Source organism: Bacillus mexicanus (genome assembly GCF_050445615.1).
GTDB lineage: Bacteria > Bacillota > Bacilli > Bacillales > Bacillaceae > Bacillus > Bacillus mexicanus.
On the sequence record NZ_JBCEYV010000003.1, the window covers coordinates 122,890 to 136,631 of the forward strand.

A 13,742-nucleotide genomic window follows, 5' to 3' on the forward strand; every position below is an offset into this window, starting at 1 on the left:
TGTTGTTCAACCTTTAGTAGTACAATGAAAAATAATTTTTTCCTCAAAAACAACAAACTTTTAAAAAAGCAAAAAAGAAAAAGGCAGACAGTTGTAAACTGTTGCCCTTTTGTAATTTATAAAAATAAGTTAGCATTAATTATTCATCAAAACCTTTTCTTCTTATTTCTCCCCTTATTATTTTGTCGTTTTCGTCATAATTAAATCTGTAATGGTTACCACAGACATTGCAAGAAAAATGCGAATCAATAATTTCTTTATTGTGTATTACTGATGATTTTAATATTTTTCCTCTATCACTTATTCGATAATCCATACTGTCGATTTGATGAATAGTAAAGATAAGTTCGCTTCCGCAGTCGCAAATAGGTTTTGTGTAACCCATTAGAAGTTTTCCTTTTGAATAAATTGTTTTTCAGGTAATATTCCTATACCTTCGACTTCTCTATATTCAGTATTAGGTACCTTTATCCAACATTTTTCTAGTTTTGCCCCTGTATTTGTAGGCACTGGCTTTTCGAATTTAACAAATAATCCAGCAATTTCACATACATCCTCTATAATTCCTTGAATATACTCGCCTTCAAAATCAGAAAAGATTTCTATGCCCTTTTCGAAAATAACCATTTGTATCTCCTTTTCAATTATCATTTTTTAGAATGTTGCATTTACTACGCTAAGTGTTGAAACTTCTAAAAGCTTTACTTTCTTTCTTAGTATTGCCCATTTCGTGAACAGTCAAATTGCGAAATTTCCCTAGTCATAAATATGGTTTATTCAATCTCTTCTCTGTGTGCGTCCAGTTGATCCCAAACCCACTCTTTAAATTGTTCTTCAACTTCTTCATCAGTTAAATTCTCAGGTAATTCCACGATTTCTTTAATACTAACACCAGCAGCAAAACAAACTCCAACATAAAATTCGTGTTTTTTCATAATTATTACTCCCAGAATTCTCCTTGAATTTCCTCTAATTCTTCCTTTAGTTCTTTTAGTTTTTTCACCGGCAAAAAAGGAATCAGTTCTAAAAATTTTTCTTGTGACCATTGAGAAAATTCGTTGAAATCAGAGGATATGTAAAGTCCTTGTATTTTTTCCACCAGTTGTTCTTTTTTCATTTCGTATACTCCTTTTTCATAGCATTTATATCTTCATTATCTTATGTTATAGAAACAGAAATTGGAGAAAAAAATAAAAAAAGGCACTCAGCATAAATACAGGTGCCATAAGTTTATTCGAGATAACATACAATCTAGTTTTGAAAAATCCAAATTATTACCCAGGCCCAAAATAATACTCCTGAAACCACAAGGAAATCTTTGACGATACCTAAAGCTTCTACGAGGTCTGCTGTTATTTTCTCTTTCATTTCTCACCTTTTATCTTTAACATTTCAATTTTTTAAAACATCATAGTTCATAGCGTTTAAATTTCTAATGCCTTTTCCTCTAATTCTTTTATTTGGCGAATTTTTTCAGATGGAAATCTGTAGCGAAATTTATCTCAGCTTCACTTTCATCTTTTCCTATCGATTTGAACTACTCGACACTAAAGTACCGAGATTCCTGAGAACACCAGACTTAGCCAATCGGTTTTCCTTTGGCCATAGGTCTTAGTTATTTTATCAGGCTACACCGTTGATTCCGCCGGCAATAAGTCTTAAACCTTCGTTTTCTATATTCATTGCAGCGTTGATATCACGATCGTGAGCACAGCCACAATTATTACAAGTCCAGAATCTAATGTGAAGCGGTTTCGGTCCGTCTTGTTGGCCACAGTTGCTGCAAATCTGACTAGAAGGAAACCATCTATCAATTTTGACGAGGCTTTTCCCGTACCATTCAGCTTTGTATGTCAGCATTGAGTCAAACTCGCTCCAAGAGACATCAGAAATAGCTTTAGACAACTTTCGGTTCTTTAACATACCTTCGGTATGTAAATCTTCGATCACGATCACGTCGTGGTTTTTGACGAGATCAGTAGATAATTTATGTAAGAAGTCTTGGCGTTGGTTTTTCACTTTCTCGTGAAGACGAGCTACTTTTATCTTTTGCTTCTGATAATTCTTAGCATCGATTAACTTGATGTTATTCTTCTTAGCTAATAGGGCTCGACGAGATAGCTTACGCTGTTCGCGTTTAAGTTTCTTCTCCATTCTTTTTGTAAAGCGATGGTTATTTACCTTTTTGCCAGTTGAAAGAATTGCGAAGTCAGTAATACCCAAATCAATACCTACGGTATTGTTGGTCTTTGGTTTTGCACCGATCATTTCTTCGCACACAACAGAGATGAAGAACTTGCCAGCTACATTTTTTCTGACGGTGACAGATAGAATCCGGCCGTTCACATTGCGACTTTTTGCAAATTTCATCCAACCCAGCTTCGGTAACTTAATGTTATTGTCTTGAATCGTGACATTGGCGTTCTGCGCTTTACCTTGAATCACCGTTTTATAAGATTGAACGTCATCACCTTTTCGCTTGAATCGTGGTGCTCGGTTCTGCTTCTTAAAGAAGCGAGTAAAACTATCACTTAAAAAACGAACAGAGCTCTGAAGCGCGGTAGAATCAATTTCCTTTAACCAAATGTATGTATTTTTCAACTGAGGCAATTGATTCGCACAAGCATTATAAGAAAGTCCTTTTCCGGTTTTCTCATACGTTTGATTCCACTCGTGCAGAAAATGGTTAAAGAGAAAACGACAAGAACCGAAGGTTTTATGTATTAAGATCCGTCAATCACTTTTTTTCGCATATCATAAATAAATGATTGAATTTTTGGTTTGTTGAATTGATACAATGTATCGACTGACCAGTAAGGTGCGGTAATTAAAAGGCTAGTTCCATTAATTGATAAACTTCCATTATCATCATATTTCCGATCATAGTATTCACCATAATCAGAACTAAAACTGTCTTCTTCTTTTGGGGTCAGATTTCTCCACGCCTTATTAGCTATTTCTTCAATATAGGTAGCAAAATGCTTGAATCCCTCTTCTGTGAATTCGTATGAAAAACGTTCTTCTTTTTCTTTTTTACCACCAGCATTTTCAAAAATAATTGCAGACTTCCGGTGTTTTACCACTAAGCCATTTTCGAATGTTTTGCTTTCCATTTGTTTATTTCCTCCTTGTCCAATTTCGGTTTTATCTCTCTCAGTTTGCAACTTGTAATTTATGATTTTTTGCGTTCAATTAATTGTTATAAAGTCGAAGTAATTCTTCCGTATCTTTTCTTTCATATTTCTCATAATCGAACGCTTTCTTATAGTCTTTAGCTACTTTTAATGAACGTCTGACTAGTTCTCGTAATAAAGCTTTGTTGTACTTTTGATCAATTAGCACTTCGTCCAATTCCTCATTAGACAACTTCATTAGCTCGTGCACATCATCAATAATCTTCTTGTATTCCATTTTTATATCTCCCTATTTCATATTTGTCACCGGTTCGAAAACTTTGTTTGAGTATTTGTTTTCAAACATTTCTACCCTCAAAAGTTCATATTACTTCTTTCCTTTTAATATATATTACCATCTAAAAAAGGATCATCAGATAAAAAGTAAAAAAAGGCCCAGAAAAAACTGGTGCCTTAAATATGTATGCTGTTTTTACTCAACCATTAATTACTATTTTTATTAATAAGTTACGATGAATTAGTCAATTCCCCAATTATCTCTAATTTTGCGAATTGAAGATTCTATGCAGCTAAGATCCTCAATCAGCCCTTCTTTTTGAGGAGATAGTAGATGAGCTTCTTTTAAAGTTTTTTTTCTTCGCACCAGTTCTTGCTCCAATAATAAAATTGCGAATTCAATGTCTTTGTTGTTTTGGTAATCCTTATAATTCATTAAGCTCCCTCTTTCATTTCTAAACGTTTTTTTCTTTTTAAAAGAACATTTGATATTTTTCATTAATCACTTTTACTTTTGTTATAGAGCTCCGTTTCCAGACGCTTGATTTTCTCTTTATATTTTTTAATATCGTTGAGCAAAGCTGCTAAAAACCTATCACCTTGAGGGACTCCCCATACCTTGTCATCAACATAAACGACAACTTTATTTTTTGAACTAATAAACTTATAACTTCCGGTCTCATATTTCTCATATTCCATTGGTTTCACGTTCCTATTCTCTTTAATTTATGTCAGTTTCAATAAAAAATTGTTTCTTTCCCAAGAAAAATCACTAAGGGAATTTTATTATTTTACATACCAGAATAGTTCATCCTGAGTGCTTTTTGGAGTAACAATTGCTCAACAACAAACTCGAAAGATTTAATTTCTAACTCTCGTTCTACGCCATCCTTAATCATTTCGATTGTCGTAATTGTACTTATTTTCTTCTTTATCATCATTCTCTAAATAAGGAAGAATCTTTTCAACCATTTTTAATAGGTATTCTCTTTCTTTTTGTCCAATATTTGTGAATGATTCAATATCCGTTTTTAGCATAAACATTAATCCTCGAGCTCGTTGAATTCTTTTTGCTTTTCTTCTAATAATTTTATTTTCGTCCATTTTGAGCCTCCTAGTTTATTTTCCTCTTATAAGGATCTACAAGCTGAATAAGAACTTTATATATTAATACTTCCTCATTGTTTCGTTTTAGTTACTTATTCATATTACAACCTTAATATGTCTTATTGGAAAATAAAAAGGCAATCAGTTAATAAACTGACGCCTTATAGAATTTATGATTATTGCGAAATTTCAAGTTGGAATTGAAAATAATCCATTCTCTTTCCATTGATTAATTTTAGAAATTCTATCGTATCATTTAAAGTAATATTTCCTTTATTGATAACGCTAATTGTTTTACCCTCTTTATCAATACGGAAGCTTCCAATATGCTCACTATTCTTATAAATTAGCCCTTTCGAAATAAGACTGTCTTCTAAATTGTTATCAATTGTGATCATCGCATATTCTCCTTATTCACTATTGTTTCTATAATGATATTATTAATTAAGGTATTTGTCACTTAACTAATGAGAATTGAAACAGAAAGAATCTAGTTGAAGTCAACTCATCCATAAAGCTAAAGTCAATTAGACCCTCAACATCATCTTCAGCTACTTCTAATATAGTTGTTATCGGTTCATTTTTTGTATCCCCATTTCCCTCGATAAATCGGTACTGAACTTCTTTTTCATTCAATACTTTAATTTTGAGTTCAGTATTATTAGATAATGTCTTTGATAGTTCTTTTCCAATTACTTTTTCTAGATCAGTCTGTTTTTTCAGGGGTTGTTGTTCAGTTTCCATTAACTTTACAACCCCAGTAAGATCCAAGTTTACCTCTGTATCATCATTTTCATCTACTTCATCCGGGAAATAAGTTTCCCCATCCATCTCTACTTTCCCTTTTCTAAAAGCATCCATAACAGCTTCTTCTTTGTCTTTTTCCCATAATTCCTCGTTTACGTCGATTGACATCCCAACTCTTGCCCATTTAATCATCTTTTTTCTCTCCTTTATCTCTCTTTTATTTAAAAAGATTATATTCAGAAAAACGAAATATTGGAGAAAAAAATAAAGAAGGCATCCGGTAATAAAACCGGTGCCCTATTAATTAAGCTATTTATAACTTTACAAGTTCACAAACTAAAGAGATTCTTATATTATTTAAATTCTGATCTTCTAAGCAGTTAAAAATCAATGTCTTTCTCCTGTTAATACGTTATAAGGGATTTTCTCTTCGTTATCTTCATCATAACCATCTGTCCAAGGGTTTGCATTCACAGATGTTTGGTTCCAACAGACTGCAATCATTTCCTTATCCTCTAAAATATCTTTTTTAATGATTTCAGCTTGTTCTAGCAACGAACTATTAGGAAAACGACTTTCATACAATCTAAACGCTTCTAGAAGCATAGGTATATCTTCTTTCTTCACAACAACATTATCGAAAGTCGATTTTAGAGTTATATTCTCGAAATCATCTAAAGCCCCTGTATCTGTTAACTTCCATAATTCTTGAAAACCACCAAAACCAGCTTCGATATTGTATTTTTGACATAGTTTTGTCCATACGTGCATAGCACCACGCCAAGCATTCTTTGTTTCTCCTACAAAGACAACTTCTCCATTAGTTTTCACGCCATAAATTTCTGTATAACTCATTTTTTGCATCTCCTTAAAAAGAATAGGTATAAGAAAAGACTATATTATGTATCTATTTTAATTAGTTAATGCTTCTCATTTTATTAGCCATAGAAACATATTTACAAAACTAACCTGCCACATAATCATATTCCCAGCTCCTTTTCTATTTTTTTAATTATAGTCCAAAAAAGCAACTGACATAAAAAAGGCGTAATTCATTGAGGTTCCGCCTTTTTGCTTTCAGTCTAAAGCATTCAGTAGAGATTTTTTCTCCATTTCTCAAACAGTTTGTTCACCTTGCGTGTCACTGTTCCATATTTGCAAATGGCTCTTTTCGTATATATTGTTGATTTCAACTATGAAAAAAAGACTTGAATTAAACCAAGTCTTTTGATTTTTTATTGGATATTTAATTCGTATTACGACTTACTTTGAATCATCTAATTTATTGCAATTTTGGTCTGTTTCCTCAAATTCTTCTTCAAACCATCTAAGAGATATAACCCAAATCTTATCTTCATCTTCAATTGGACAACAGCAAACCATTGTTTCCAATGAATCGAAGCGTGTCGCTAATTGCTTAACCTGATATATTTTTTGATCATTTTTATTTATGTATTTTTTGGATTCCACAACTTTCTCTAATCGTTCGTTTCCTTCTCTCGGTTCATAATTTCTGTTTGTATTAATCAACTTTTTTTCTTTGAGGTACTCTTCCACGTTTACCCAAAGAAAAAAATCTGAATTAGGATGTTTGCCAAAGTCCTCATAAAATTTTTTAAGCAATTCTTGTGCTTGCTCTAATTCATTTTGTGCTTTCTTTAATTCGATTTCCAACAAAACCGCTCCTTCACAATATATTGTATTTTATTCACTACTAAATGTATTATAAATAAATATTACTAAAAAGGTGAAAAACAACAAAAATTTCAAAAATATCCTTGTAAAAAGACATATTATTTATACTTCCTTGGATGAGGATTATACGGACACATCTAGTTAGCCATTAAGTTTACCTTTTTGTTTTAATAAGCGAAAGATATTCTTCAAGTTGTATTTCCCAGGGTTTATAACTATCACCAAACATCATTGTCCAATCAGCGCTAAATCGCACACGAATGATCTTACCTTGTTTTTTTGACATCCTTCTTCTCCTCTATTTGGTAGTCTTCTTATTCCGAAAATGTTTTCATTAATGAAATGAGTCTAGAAAAACCTATTCTCTTTTCGCATTAATCAAACTTGTTAGTCCATTCAAAGCGTTAGCAGCATTAACTAAGTCTGCGACTTCTTTTTTTGAAGATACCTGCCAATCTAAATCTCCGATAAAAGTTTTGTTTCCAATTGTAAACCAGTCACATCCTGCATCATCATTTACTTTTGTTTCCCTTAAAATAATTTTCCACATTTGTTCTTCTATAATGTCTTTTTCCGTTTTGTAAATTGTTTCTGATTGCATATATCTCTCTCCTTTTCGTCTTGATTTCGTATTAACTGTTAATAAAATAACTCTTTATGATGAGTTTTGGACAAAAAAATAAAAAAGGCATCAGTTTAAAAGTGATGCCTTGTTTCTTTATTTGTTTTATGATAATTTTTGAAACACTGTCTCAGTCTTGAAGTCTTATGAATTCTTTAAAATCAGGGAAGATAAGCCACTCATTAGTCATTAGTTTATCTATTTTTTCTAGAAATTCTTTAGATCTTCCTATTAATTTAAAATCAAAATCCTCATAGAATTTACTCAATCCTTCATATCCCCCTGATTCATATCTTGTTTCAAATACTCTACCTTCAAAGTTTCTATTATTTTGGGATTTTTCAGCTTCCAAAACACTACTTGCTTTTTTTGCTATTTCTTCGAAATTATACTTAGTTGCAATACGAATAATTTCTGTTAATCTTGATATAATTTCATCTGCCCAATTCCCACTAATATCCTTCAGAAGTGCATCCATTAACAAAATTTCTTCTTTTTTATTCATTTTATTTTCTCTCCTTTTAATTCTTTTAAGGCGCTACTTACTGTCCTTAAATGCACATTATAACACTATACTGATTTAATCGGTTTTGCTGTACAATATTAAACTGCATAATCGATATTAATTTTAAATTGGCTATATTCCGTATTGAAATTACGTATAAATGCTTTTAAATCATTAGTGTTTTGTTGAGAAAGTTCTTCATAAAGACGAACTTGAATATTTTTATTTTCTGCTTCCAGAGTACCAACGCCATTTTCATCTTTGCTTATCATTCCAAAAAAGTGTTCTTCTTTATTTCCTTTGCTTACAAACCTAGATATAGTTGTAATTGAATACATTATATTCTTCTCTCCTTATAATCTCTTAGATCATATTAAACCCTCTAATAAAACACGAGGACTAAAATTAAATTTTTATTTTAAACTTATTTAGATTGATTTTCTATAATTTCATAACCGCCATTAAGCAAGTTCTGCTTTCCTTTCTCATAACGACCACCTTTCTTATGTTTTTCTTTATAAAATCAGGATGGCCTACACATTGGTTTAAAAATATCCTCTCGATTCACTTTCTTTTTCATTTCATTCTTTTTGTTAAATTGAAATCAAAGTCATTTCCAAGATACTCATAATTTTTATCATTTTGATCTAGACTATATTCGATTTGTTGATTGTTTAAACCTAAAACTGTTATATTTTGATCAATTTTGTCTCCAAAATATTTATCACCCTTTTTGAAAATTATTTCTTCGCTAAGTGTCTCTTCATTGTAAATACTAAGAGTATCTTTTGCCATTAACTCAATTGTTCTATCATCCATTTCATTCGCTCCTTTAATAATTTTGAATATATTAATATATAAAAGAAAAAATGGTGGAAAATCATTAAAAATATATATTTTTTAAAATATCATTATTTTTTTAAACATTTGTTTTTAAAAAATAAATGTTTTTCCTAAAAAATTATTTACGCAAGAAAACATATATGATATAGTTTCTATATTCTCTAATTTATTTGTTGCTATTGCTATTTTTATTGTTTCTTTAACAGAAAAAGATGCCTTCTCATATTAATGGGAGGGCATTTTCAAAATCAAATTTCTAAAAATATAGACCAAAAAAACATTGAATAAACAAAGCTTTAAAAAAGGCAGCTACTTTATAAGTAACCGCCTTTTTTGATGTTTATTTTTCTGTGTACGGAACAAGATCTGAATGTCTGTAACTATCTCCACCACTTCCTAGAACAACGTTACACCAGTAACAAGTCTCACCCAACTTCTTGGTTGCTACATCATCTATGCCATTAATAAATAAAAATTTCTGATCCCTCTCCACGCGCAAATAATATGTAGCACAATTGTCAAGTTCTCTTTTTCTAGAAGTTTTGTTTACAGGAACCACTCTATCGCCTCTTTGAAATTCCATTCTGATCCTTCCTTTCATCATCCTTTTGCTTATTCAAATAAGTTTAATTTCCGACGATGCTTTTTTGGTTTCTTCTATTCTCTATGATGGAACTTCCATTCCTTCTAATTCAGCTCGATATCGCTCAATAGTGTTTTTTTCAAAACAGTTTTTGTAGCTTAAGATGCTTTGGCCCTCGTTTTCTATAATATCATTTAATTCTATAGAGACCGCGTTATCAAACATATCTACCTGAATACCACCTTCTTCAAAGATATGAGTACCCACTATCTCAACAAATTCTTCCATATTAAAAAAACGAACGTGTACATATGCTTTTACGCTTTTTCCTTCAATATACATACCTGTTTCATTTTCCTTAAGGAAATCATATAATCTTGCATTCACATTAGCTTCCATCTATATTCTCCTTTATACGTTCAGTCTTTTTTATTTAGCTTTGTCCGCAAGTCTTTCTCTTGTTCATCGATTTCATAATCCTCATACGTATTCACATAGGTCATATTATTATTCTTGCAGTATCTTCTTCCTAACTCGATCGCTTCATTTAATGTTAATTTGTTTTTGAATCTCATTTTATGTGTTCCAATGTTATTAAAAGCAAGTGTATTCCAAACTTGTTTTTCCATATGTACGTTCATTCCCTTCTTTTGTGTACTTATATAATAGAATACAACATCCAGCATTTGAGAAAAAAAATAACTATAATATTTTATTTTTTCGTTTTTTTTAATTTTCATCTTATAATTTTTAAGAACTCAAATTTGAACGGAGGCATTATTTTGCTAAAAAAACTAGGATTTGTATCATTGTTCTTTTTATTGTTTTTGACTGCTTGCAATACGACAGCTGCTAATGGTGAAGCAAATAATTTAAGTAGCGAAAAATATGAGGAACTTTTAAGTAACACTAATGAATTTAGGATCAAAGAAGCAACATTTAGTCTAGGCAAAGCATATAATGTATATGTTGATGACACCCTGGTTGCAACTGTGAAAGGCGAAGTAATTAAAGTTACTGGAGATGTTCTAACAATGACGGACCCTAACGACAAGTTATTGATTAAGGAAAAACAGATCAAACGATGGGGTTTCAAGTTTACAAGAAGCGGCGTATTCCTAGATGAAAACGATAACGAGATAGGTTATTTAGGCGAAAAAACAATTACTAAGTTAACCAACCTTGGTCACTACTTTCATTTCTATGATAAGAACAAAGAAGAGATCGGTGTTTCCGACGAGATTGTTTTTTCTTTTTTGAAAAAATACGATTTCAAAGATTCAAAAGGAAATATTGCTTATAAAGTAAAACAGGAACCAGGATTTGTTGATAAATACACAGTTACAGTCAATGACGATAAAAACATTCCTCGATTACAGGCAATTATTATGATTTGCATCCAGGATGCCATAAAAGATGCCGAAGATGAAAAAGAATAAATTTTATACATACTAAAAAGCCACTTCAAAAAAAGAAGCGGCTTTTTCATTTTATTCAAACAATGTAAGTAACCTACGAAGCAATCTTATAAAATTAATTAATAAACGGTTCGGTCTTAATCTTCTTTTAAATCATTGAACCTACCTTTGGACTCGCGAAACAGTTTTAGAGCGTTTAGCATAAATTCTTTTTCATCTTCAGTTATTATTTCGCCCCTATCATCTATTATGACTGCTTTCTTAATTGTTTCGATTGTTATTCTCGAAAACATCAAATCGCTTTCATCCTGATTCAATTTTTTTAGATCATCTTTGTTTGTGGCCAAGTCAGAAACATCTACATTGAAATGCTTTGCAATTGCATTCAGTTTTTCATATGAGGGCTTTTTAATTTTATCTCCCGATTCAATTTTAGAGAGGTAACCTTGTGTTACACCAGTTGCTTCCGCTAGTTGACGAAGGGTCATCTTTTTTTGCTTTCTTAATTTTGCAATATTCCTTCCGACTATTTCACTTTTTTTCATCAGAAAGCCATCACCTTACATCAAGAATATTGTTTACTGTTGTCAACATTAAACTACTTATTATTATTTAATTCTCTTTTTGAAACCCTATGCTAATCCATTCTGCAATAATTTTTTTCCCAAATCACCTAGCACATAAGCGGTATCCATATAAGGATCTTTGACTAATAAGTTAAACTCTATAAGATCTTCACACTCGTAATTGGTATACTTCCCGTAATCATCTACCAGGATTTTGTAACCCGATGTTTCTCCACGGAAATTGATATTACCATTTTTCTCAACAAATCTTAAGACTTCCAGTTCTTTTTCACTAGTTTTAATTGCACAGAAACTGTTTCTTCTATGACAGGAATAACCTCCATCGTCTAACTACCTCCGTTTCGTTTCTTTTACAACTGTATCCATCAAATATTCCCCTAGGTCACCGAGAAAATAACCATAACGCATCCAATCATCTTCGCGTTCAATTAGAAATCCTTGTTCGAGCAATTCTTTACAATCATCAATTGTAAACTGACCAGAATCATCTAATACCAAATCGCCAGTGTTATACGGGTAATTGCCGAATTGGATAAGTTGATTTTCTTTAGCGAAACATAGAATTTTAAACTCAAGATCATTTAAAACCATCCTGATAGAACCAGTATTTTTCGATAAATTTGTTATAATGTCCATTAATTAAACACCTCTGTTAGGCAATTATATCACATAACTTTTTTTGCTATTTCGCTATATCTCTAATTTCAACTGTTAATTTTTAATGCTTTCTTTTCAAACGGCTACTTAATCTGATTCCCATCATTCTCTTTAGTTTCGATTATTTCAAAGTTCTTTAACACTTCTGAAAGAGAAATGAACACCCCATCTTCATATGAACCTAACAAACCATCTTTGAGAACAACACCATATTCTTTTTTCGAAGCGGAGAATTTAATAGTGTCTCCTTCCTTTACCACCCGTCCATTTCGATCAGTTATCATATTAATTCTTCATCTCCTTTAGTTTCTTTCAACGAAATCTGAATTGGGATGGATTACATTACAATTCTTTTTGCAAATTGGACAAGAGGGCGTCTCGTCTATATCACAATCTGCATTAATTGAAAACATAACATCTTCTTTGTGTTTAATCACGTTCTTGCACACATAGATATTCCACCATCCGGTAATTTCTAAATTTTCATCAATGTTGAGCAATGTACCATTTTCTTTATTAAGCATATTCCCACTCCTTTAATCCTAATCCAAGGTTGTTTAAATGATAACTCACATATTTTCAATGCTGGAAAATAAATTAAAAAGCAGCAATCCCTTGCTGCTTTTTGTGTTTGTATTATTTTAGTTCAATATCGAAAACCCCAGTTAAAAGTTTGAGTATTTCTTCATTGGCATCTACGGATACTTTATAGTTTTGGTACAACGCGGTTTCTCTTAATGATTCATTAGATAAGTTAGTAAGATACTTTCTACTACTGCTAGTATCATCTTTTAAGCGTTGTGCTACGATCCGAATTACTCCCTTCTTACTTAACTTTTCGCCCTTTTCTTCATTAGGAACACTATCATCTTCGATAATCTCAAGTTCATTATTGTATAGTGCGTCAAGCATAGCCTTAATTTCAACGTCCCGCAATATACTATCTATTATCTCCTTTCTATTCCGCAACCCTACAATCCCATCGTACTGTTGCTTAGTTATTTCATTATCAGCTTCCTCCGTTAATCTAATTTTTTGTTCACTAAATTCACTACGTCATCATAGCGTTTTTGAATTTTACTAGCCAATTCTCTTTCATATTTGGCAGCATCACGATATTCCACAACAGCTCCTACCAATTCCCTTGTTAATTTTCTAAGAGAATCATTATTAAGTTCGGATAGAATGTCTCTTAGTTCATCTTCGGTCTTATCTATAAGCGTTGTGTAATCTGGTGTGATATTTTTATCCATAGGTATCTCTCCCTTTTTTCTATGGCAAACAGAGTGTTCTTGCTTAAGAAATTCCTTTGCATAATCAAGTTCACTGCCTTTTACAGTTCTATCTCCCAAGTTGTATCTAACATAAATCTCTATTGCGTACTGAACATCTTCTGCTTCATTTTTGAACTCTTCTTCCAAAAAACGCGGAGCACTTTTATAATCTAACTTTTTTGATTGGCATTTTTCGAAATATTTCTCAGCTAGTTCTAACTTGGACAAAATAGATCCCCTCACTTTGATTTTATTGTTATCTACGCTAATTATAGACCTTTCCTTTAATTTTCT

At 31.7% G+C, this 13,742-nt stretch carries 29 protein-coding genes; 1 reads left to right on the forward strand and 28 read right to left on the reverse strand.

The features are described from left to right. Positions 1–139: 139 nt before the first annotated feature. The 22 genes from AAGG74_RS15255 to AAGG74_RS15360 all read right to left on the reverse strand — a co-directional run bounded on the left by AAGG74_RS15255 (position 140) and on the right by AAGG74_RS15360 (position 10,141). Positions 140–385, reverse strand: a complete 246-nt coding sequence (locus AAGG74_RS15255) for a hypothetical protein (RefSeq protein ID WP_429676072.1) — start codon at positions 383–385, stop codon at positions 140–142. Next, a complete protein-coding gene (locus tag AAGG74_RS15260; RefSeq protein ID WP_429676073.1) occupies positions 385–627 on the reverse strand; it encodes a hypothetical protein in 243 nt (80 codons plus the stop codon). The genes AAGG74_RS15255 and AAGG74_RS15260 overlap by 1 nt, the downstream gene beginning before the upstream one ends. A gap of 146 nt (positions 628–773) precedes the next feature. Continuing rightward, entirely contained in the window at positions 774–935 is a 162-nt protein-coding gene (locus AAGG74_RS15265; RefSeq protein WP_429676074.1) for a DUF7167 family protein, read from the reverse strand. Positions 936–940: 5 nt separating this feature from the next. Then, the gene (locus AAGG74_RS15270) at positions 941–1,117 is read right to left on the reverse strand and encodes a hypothetical protein (protein WP_429676075.1); all 177 of its coding nucleotides are present in this window, start codon (positions 1,115–1,117) and stop codon (positions 941–943) included. 506 nt (positions 1,118–1,623) lie between these two features. Then, a complete protein-coding gene (tnpB, locus tag AAGG74_RS15275) occupies positions 1,624–2,730 on the reverse strand; it encodes an IS200/IS605 family element RNA-guided endonuclease TnpB (RefSeq protein ID WP_429676851.1) in 1,107 nt (368 codons plus the stop codon). After that, positions 2,724–3,113 (reverse strand): hypothetical protein, encoded by a 390-nt coding sequence (locus AAGG74_RS15280; RefSeq protein ID WP_429676076.1) that lies wholly within the window; start codon positions 3,111–3,113, stop codon positions 2,724–2,726. Before AAGG74_RS15280 ends, tnpB begins: the two co-directional genes overlap by 7 nt. Positions 3,114–3,192: 79 nt before the next feature. Continuing rightward, positions 3,193–3,411: a hypothetical protein gene (locus AAGG74_RS15285; protein WP_429676077.1), complete on the reverse strand. Its 219-nt coding sequence runs from the start codon at positions 3,409–3,411 to the stop codon at positions 3,193–3,195. Positions 3,412–3,651: 240 nt separating this feature from the next. Next, a complete protein-coding gene (locus tag AAGG74_RS15290) occupies positions 3,652–3,846 on the reverse strand; it encodes a hypothetical protein (protein ID WP_429676078.1) in 195 nt (64 codons plus the stop codon). 62 nt (positions 3,847–3,908) lie between these two features. Beyond that, positions 3,909–4,118, reverse strand: coding sequence for a hypothetical protein (locus AAGG74_RS15295; protein ID WP_429676079.1), 210 nt, complete (start codon positions 4,116–4,118; stop codon positions 3,909–3,911). A 183-nt stretch (positions 4,119–4,301) separates the two neighbouring features. Next, complete coding sequence (locus tag AAGG74_RS15300) at positions 4,302–4,514, reverse strand: hypothetical protein (protein WP_429676080.1); 213 nt, start codon at positions 4,512–4,514, stop codon at positions 4,302–4,304. A gap of 179 nt (positions 4,515–4,693) precedes the next feature. Then, positions 4,694–4,915 (reverse strand): hypothetical protein, encoded by a 222-nt coding sequence (locus tag AAGG74_RS15305; RefSeq protein ID WP_429676081.1) that lies wholly within the window; start codon positions 4,913–4,915, stop codon positions 4,694–4,696. Between the two features lie 58 nt (positions 4,916–4,973). Beyond that, positions 4,974–5,456 carry a hypothetical protein gene (locus AAGG74_RS15310; protein WP_429676082.1) on the reverse strand — a complete coding sequence of 161 codons (483 nt, stop codon included), beginning with the start codon at positions 5,454–5,456 and terminating at the stop codon, positions 4,974–4,976. A 195-nt stretch (positions 5,457–5,651) separates the two neighbouring features. After that, positions 5,652–6,119, reverse strand: coding sequence for a hypothetical protein (locus AAGG74_RS15315; RefSeq protein ID WP_429676083.1), 468 nt, complete (start codon positions 6,117–6,119; stop codon positions 5,652–5,654). Positions 6,120–6,527: 408 nt separating this feature from the next. Further along, entirely contained in the window at positions 6,528–6,938 is a 411-nt protein-coding gene (locus tag AAGG74_RS15320) for a hypothetical protein (RefSeq protein ID WP_429676084.1), read from the reverse strand. 175 nt (positions 6,939–7,113) lie between these two features. Further along, a complete protein-coding gene (locus tag AAGG74_RS15325; RefSeq protein WP_429676085.1) occupies positions 7,114–7,245 on the reverse strand; it encodes a hypothetical protein in 132 nt (43 codons plus the stop codon). A 72-nt stretch (positions 7,246–7,317) separates the two neighbouring features. Continuing rightward, positions 7,318–7,560, reverse strand: coding sequence for a hypothetical protein (locus AAGG74_RS15330; protein ID WP_429676086.1), 243 nt, complete (start codon positions 7,558–7,560; stop codon positions 7,318–7,320). 151 nt (positions 7,561–7,711) lie between these two features. After that, on the reverse strand, positions 7,712–8,086 hold the full coding sequence (locus AAGG74_RS15335) for a hypothetical protein (protein ID WP_429676087.1): 375 nt from the start codon (positions 8,084–8,086) through the stop codon (positions 7,712–7,714). Between the two features lie 98 nt (positions 8,087–8,184). Continuing rightward, complete coding sequence (locus tag AAGG74_RS15340; RefSeq protein WP_429676088.1) at positions 8,185–8,424, reverse strand: hypothetical protein; 240 nt, start codon at positions 8,422–8,424, stop codon at positions 8,185–8,187. 238 nt (positions 8,425–8,662) lie between these two features. Next, positions 8,663–8,905 carry a hypothetical protein gene (locus tag AAGG74_RS15345; protein ID WP_429676089.1) on the reverse strand — a complete coding sequence of 81 codons (243 nt, stop codon included), beginning with the start codon at positions 8,903–8,905 and terminating at the stop codon, positions 8,663–8,665. A gap of 364 nt (positions 8,906–9,269) precedes the next feature. After that, complete coding sequence (locus tag AAGG74_RS15350) at positions 9,270–9,512, reverse strand: hypothetical protein (protein ID WP_429676090.1); 243 nt, start codon at positions 9,510–9,512, stop codon at positions 9,270–9,272. Positions 9,513–9,593: 81 nt separating this feature from the next. After that, complete coding sequence (locus AAGG74_RS15355) at positions 9,594–9,911, reverse strand: hypothetical protein (RefSeq protein ID WP_429676091.1); 318 nt, start codon at positions 9,909–9,911, stop codon at positions 9,594–9,596. Positions 9,912–9,931: 20 nt separating this feature from the next. Next, positions 9,932–10,141: a hypothetical protein gene (locus tag AAGG74_RS15360; RefSeq protein ID WP_429676092.1), complete on the reverse strand. Its 210-nt coding sequence runs from the start codon at positions 10,139–10,141 to the stop codon at positions 9,932–9,934. 153 nt (positions 10,142–10,294) lie between these two features. On the opposite strand from AAGG74_RS15360, the gene AAGG74_RS15365 reads away from it, so the two are divergent. Next, positions 10,295–10,951 (forward strand): LURP-one-related/scramblase family protein, encoded by a 657-nt coding sequence (locus AAGG74_RS15365; protein WP_429676093.1) that lies wholly within the window; start codon positions 10,295–10,297, stop codon positions 10,949–10,951. Positions 10,952–11,067: 116 nt separating this feature from the next. Here the strand turns inward: AAGG74_RS15365 and AAGG74_RS15370 are convergent, their stop codons facing one another. The 6 genes from AAGG74_RS15370 to AAGG74_RS15395 all read right to left on the reverse strand — a co-directional run bounded on the left by AAGG74_RS15370 (position 11,068) and on the right by AAGG74_RS15395 (position 13,676). Next, on the reverse strand, positions 11,068–11,475 hold the full coding sequence (locus AAGG74_RS15370) for a helix-turn-helix domain-containing protein (protein ID WP_429676094.1): 408 nt from the start codon (positions 11,473–11,475) through the stop codon (positions 11,068–11,070). A 372-nt stretch (positions 11,476–11,847) separates the two neighbouring features. After that, positions 11,848–12,153 (reverse strand): hypothetical protein, encoded by a 306-nt coding sequence (locus tag AAGG74_RS15375; protein WP_429676095.1) that lies wholly within the window; start codon positions 12,151–12,153, stop codon positions 11,848–11,850. Positions 12,154–12,257: 104 nt separating this feature from the next. Then, positions 12,258–12,458, reverse strand: coding sequence for a hypothetical protein (locus AAGG74_RS15380; protein WP_429676096.1), 201 nt, complete (start codon positions 12,456–12,458; stop codon positions 12,258–12,260). 18 nt (positions 12,459–12,476) lie between these two features. Next, positions 12,477–12,698 carry a hypothetical protein gene (locus AAGG74_RS15385; RefSeq protein WP_429676097.1) on the reverse strand — a complete coding sequence of 74 codons (222 nt, stop codon included), beginning with the start codon at positions 12,696–12,698 and terminating at the stop codon, positions 12,477–12,479. Between the two features lie 112 nt (positions 12,699–12,810). Next, a complete protein-coding gene (locus tag AAGG74_RS15390) occupies positions 12,811–13,110 on the reverse strand; it encodes a hypothetical protein (RefSeq protein ID WP_429676098.1) in 300 nt (99 codons plus the stop codon). A gap of 86 nt (positions 13,111–13,196) precedes the next feature. Continuing rightward, entirely contained in the window at positions 13,197–13,676 is a 480-nt protein-coding gene (locus tag AAGG74_RS15395; RefSeq protein ID WP_429676099.1) for a hypothetical protein, read from the reverse strand. Positions 13,677–13,742: the final 66 nt, after the last annotated feature.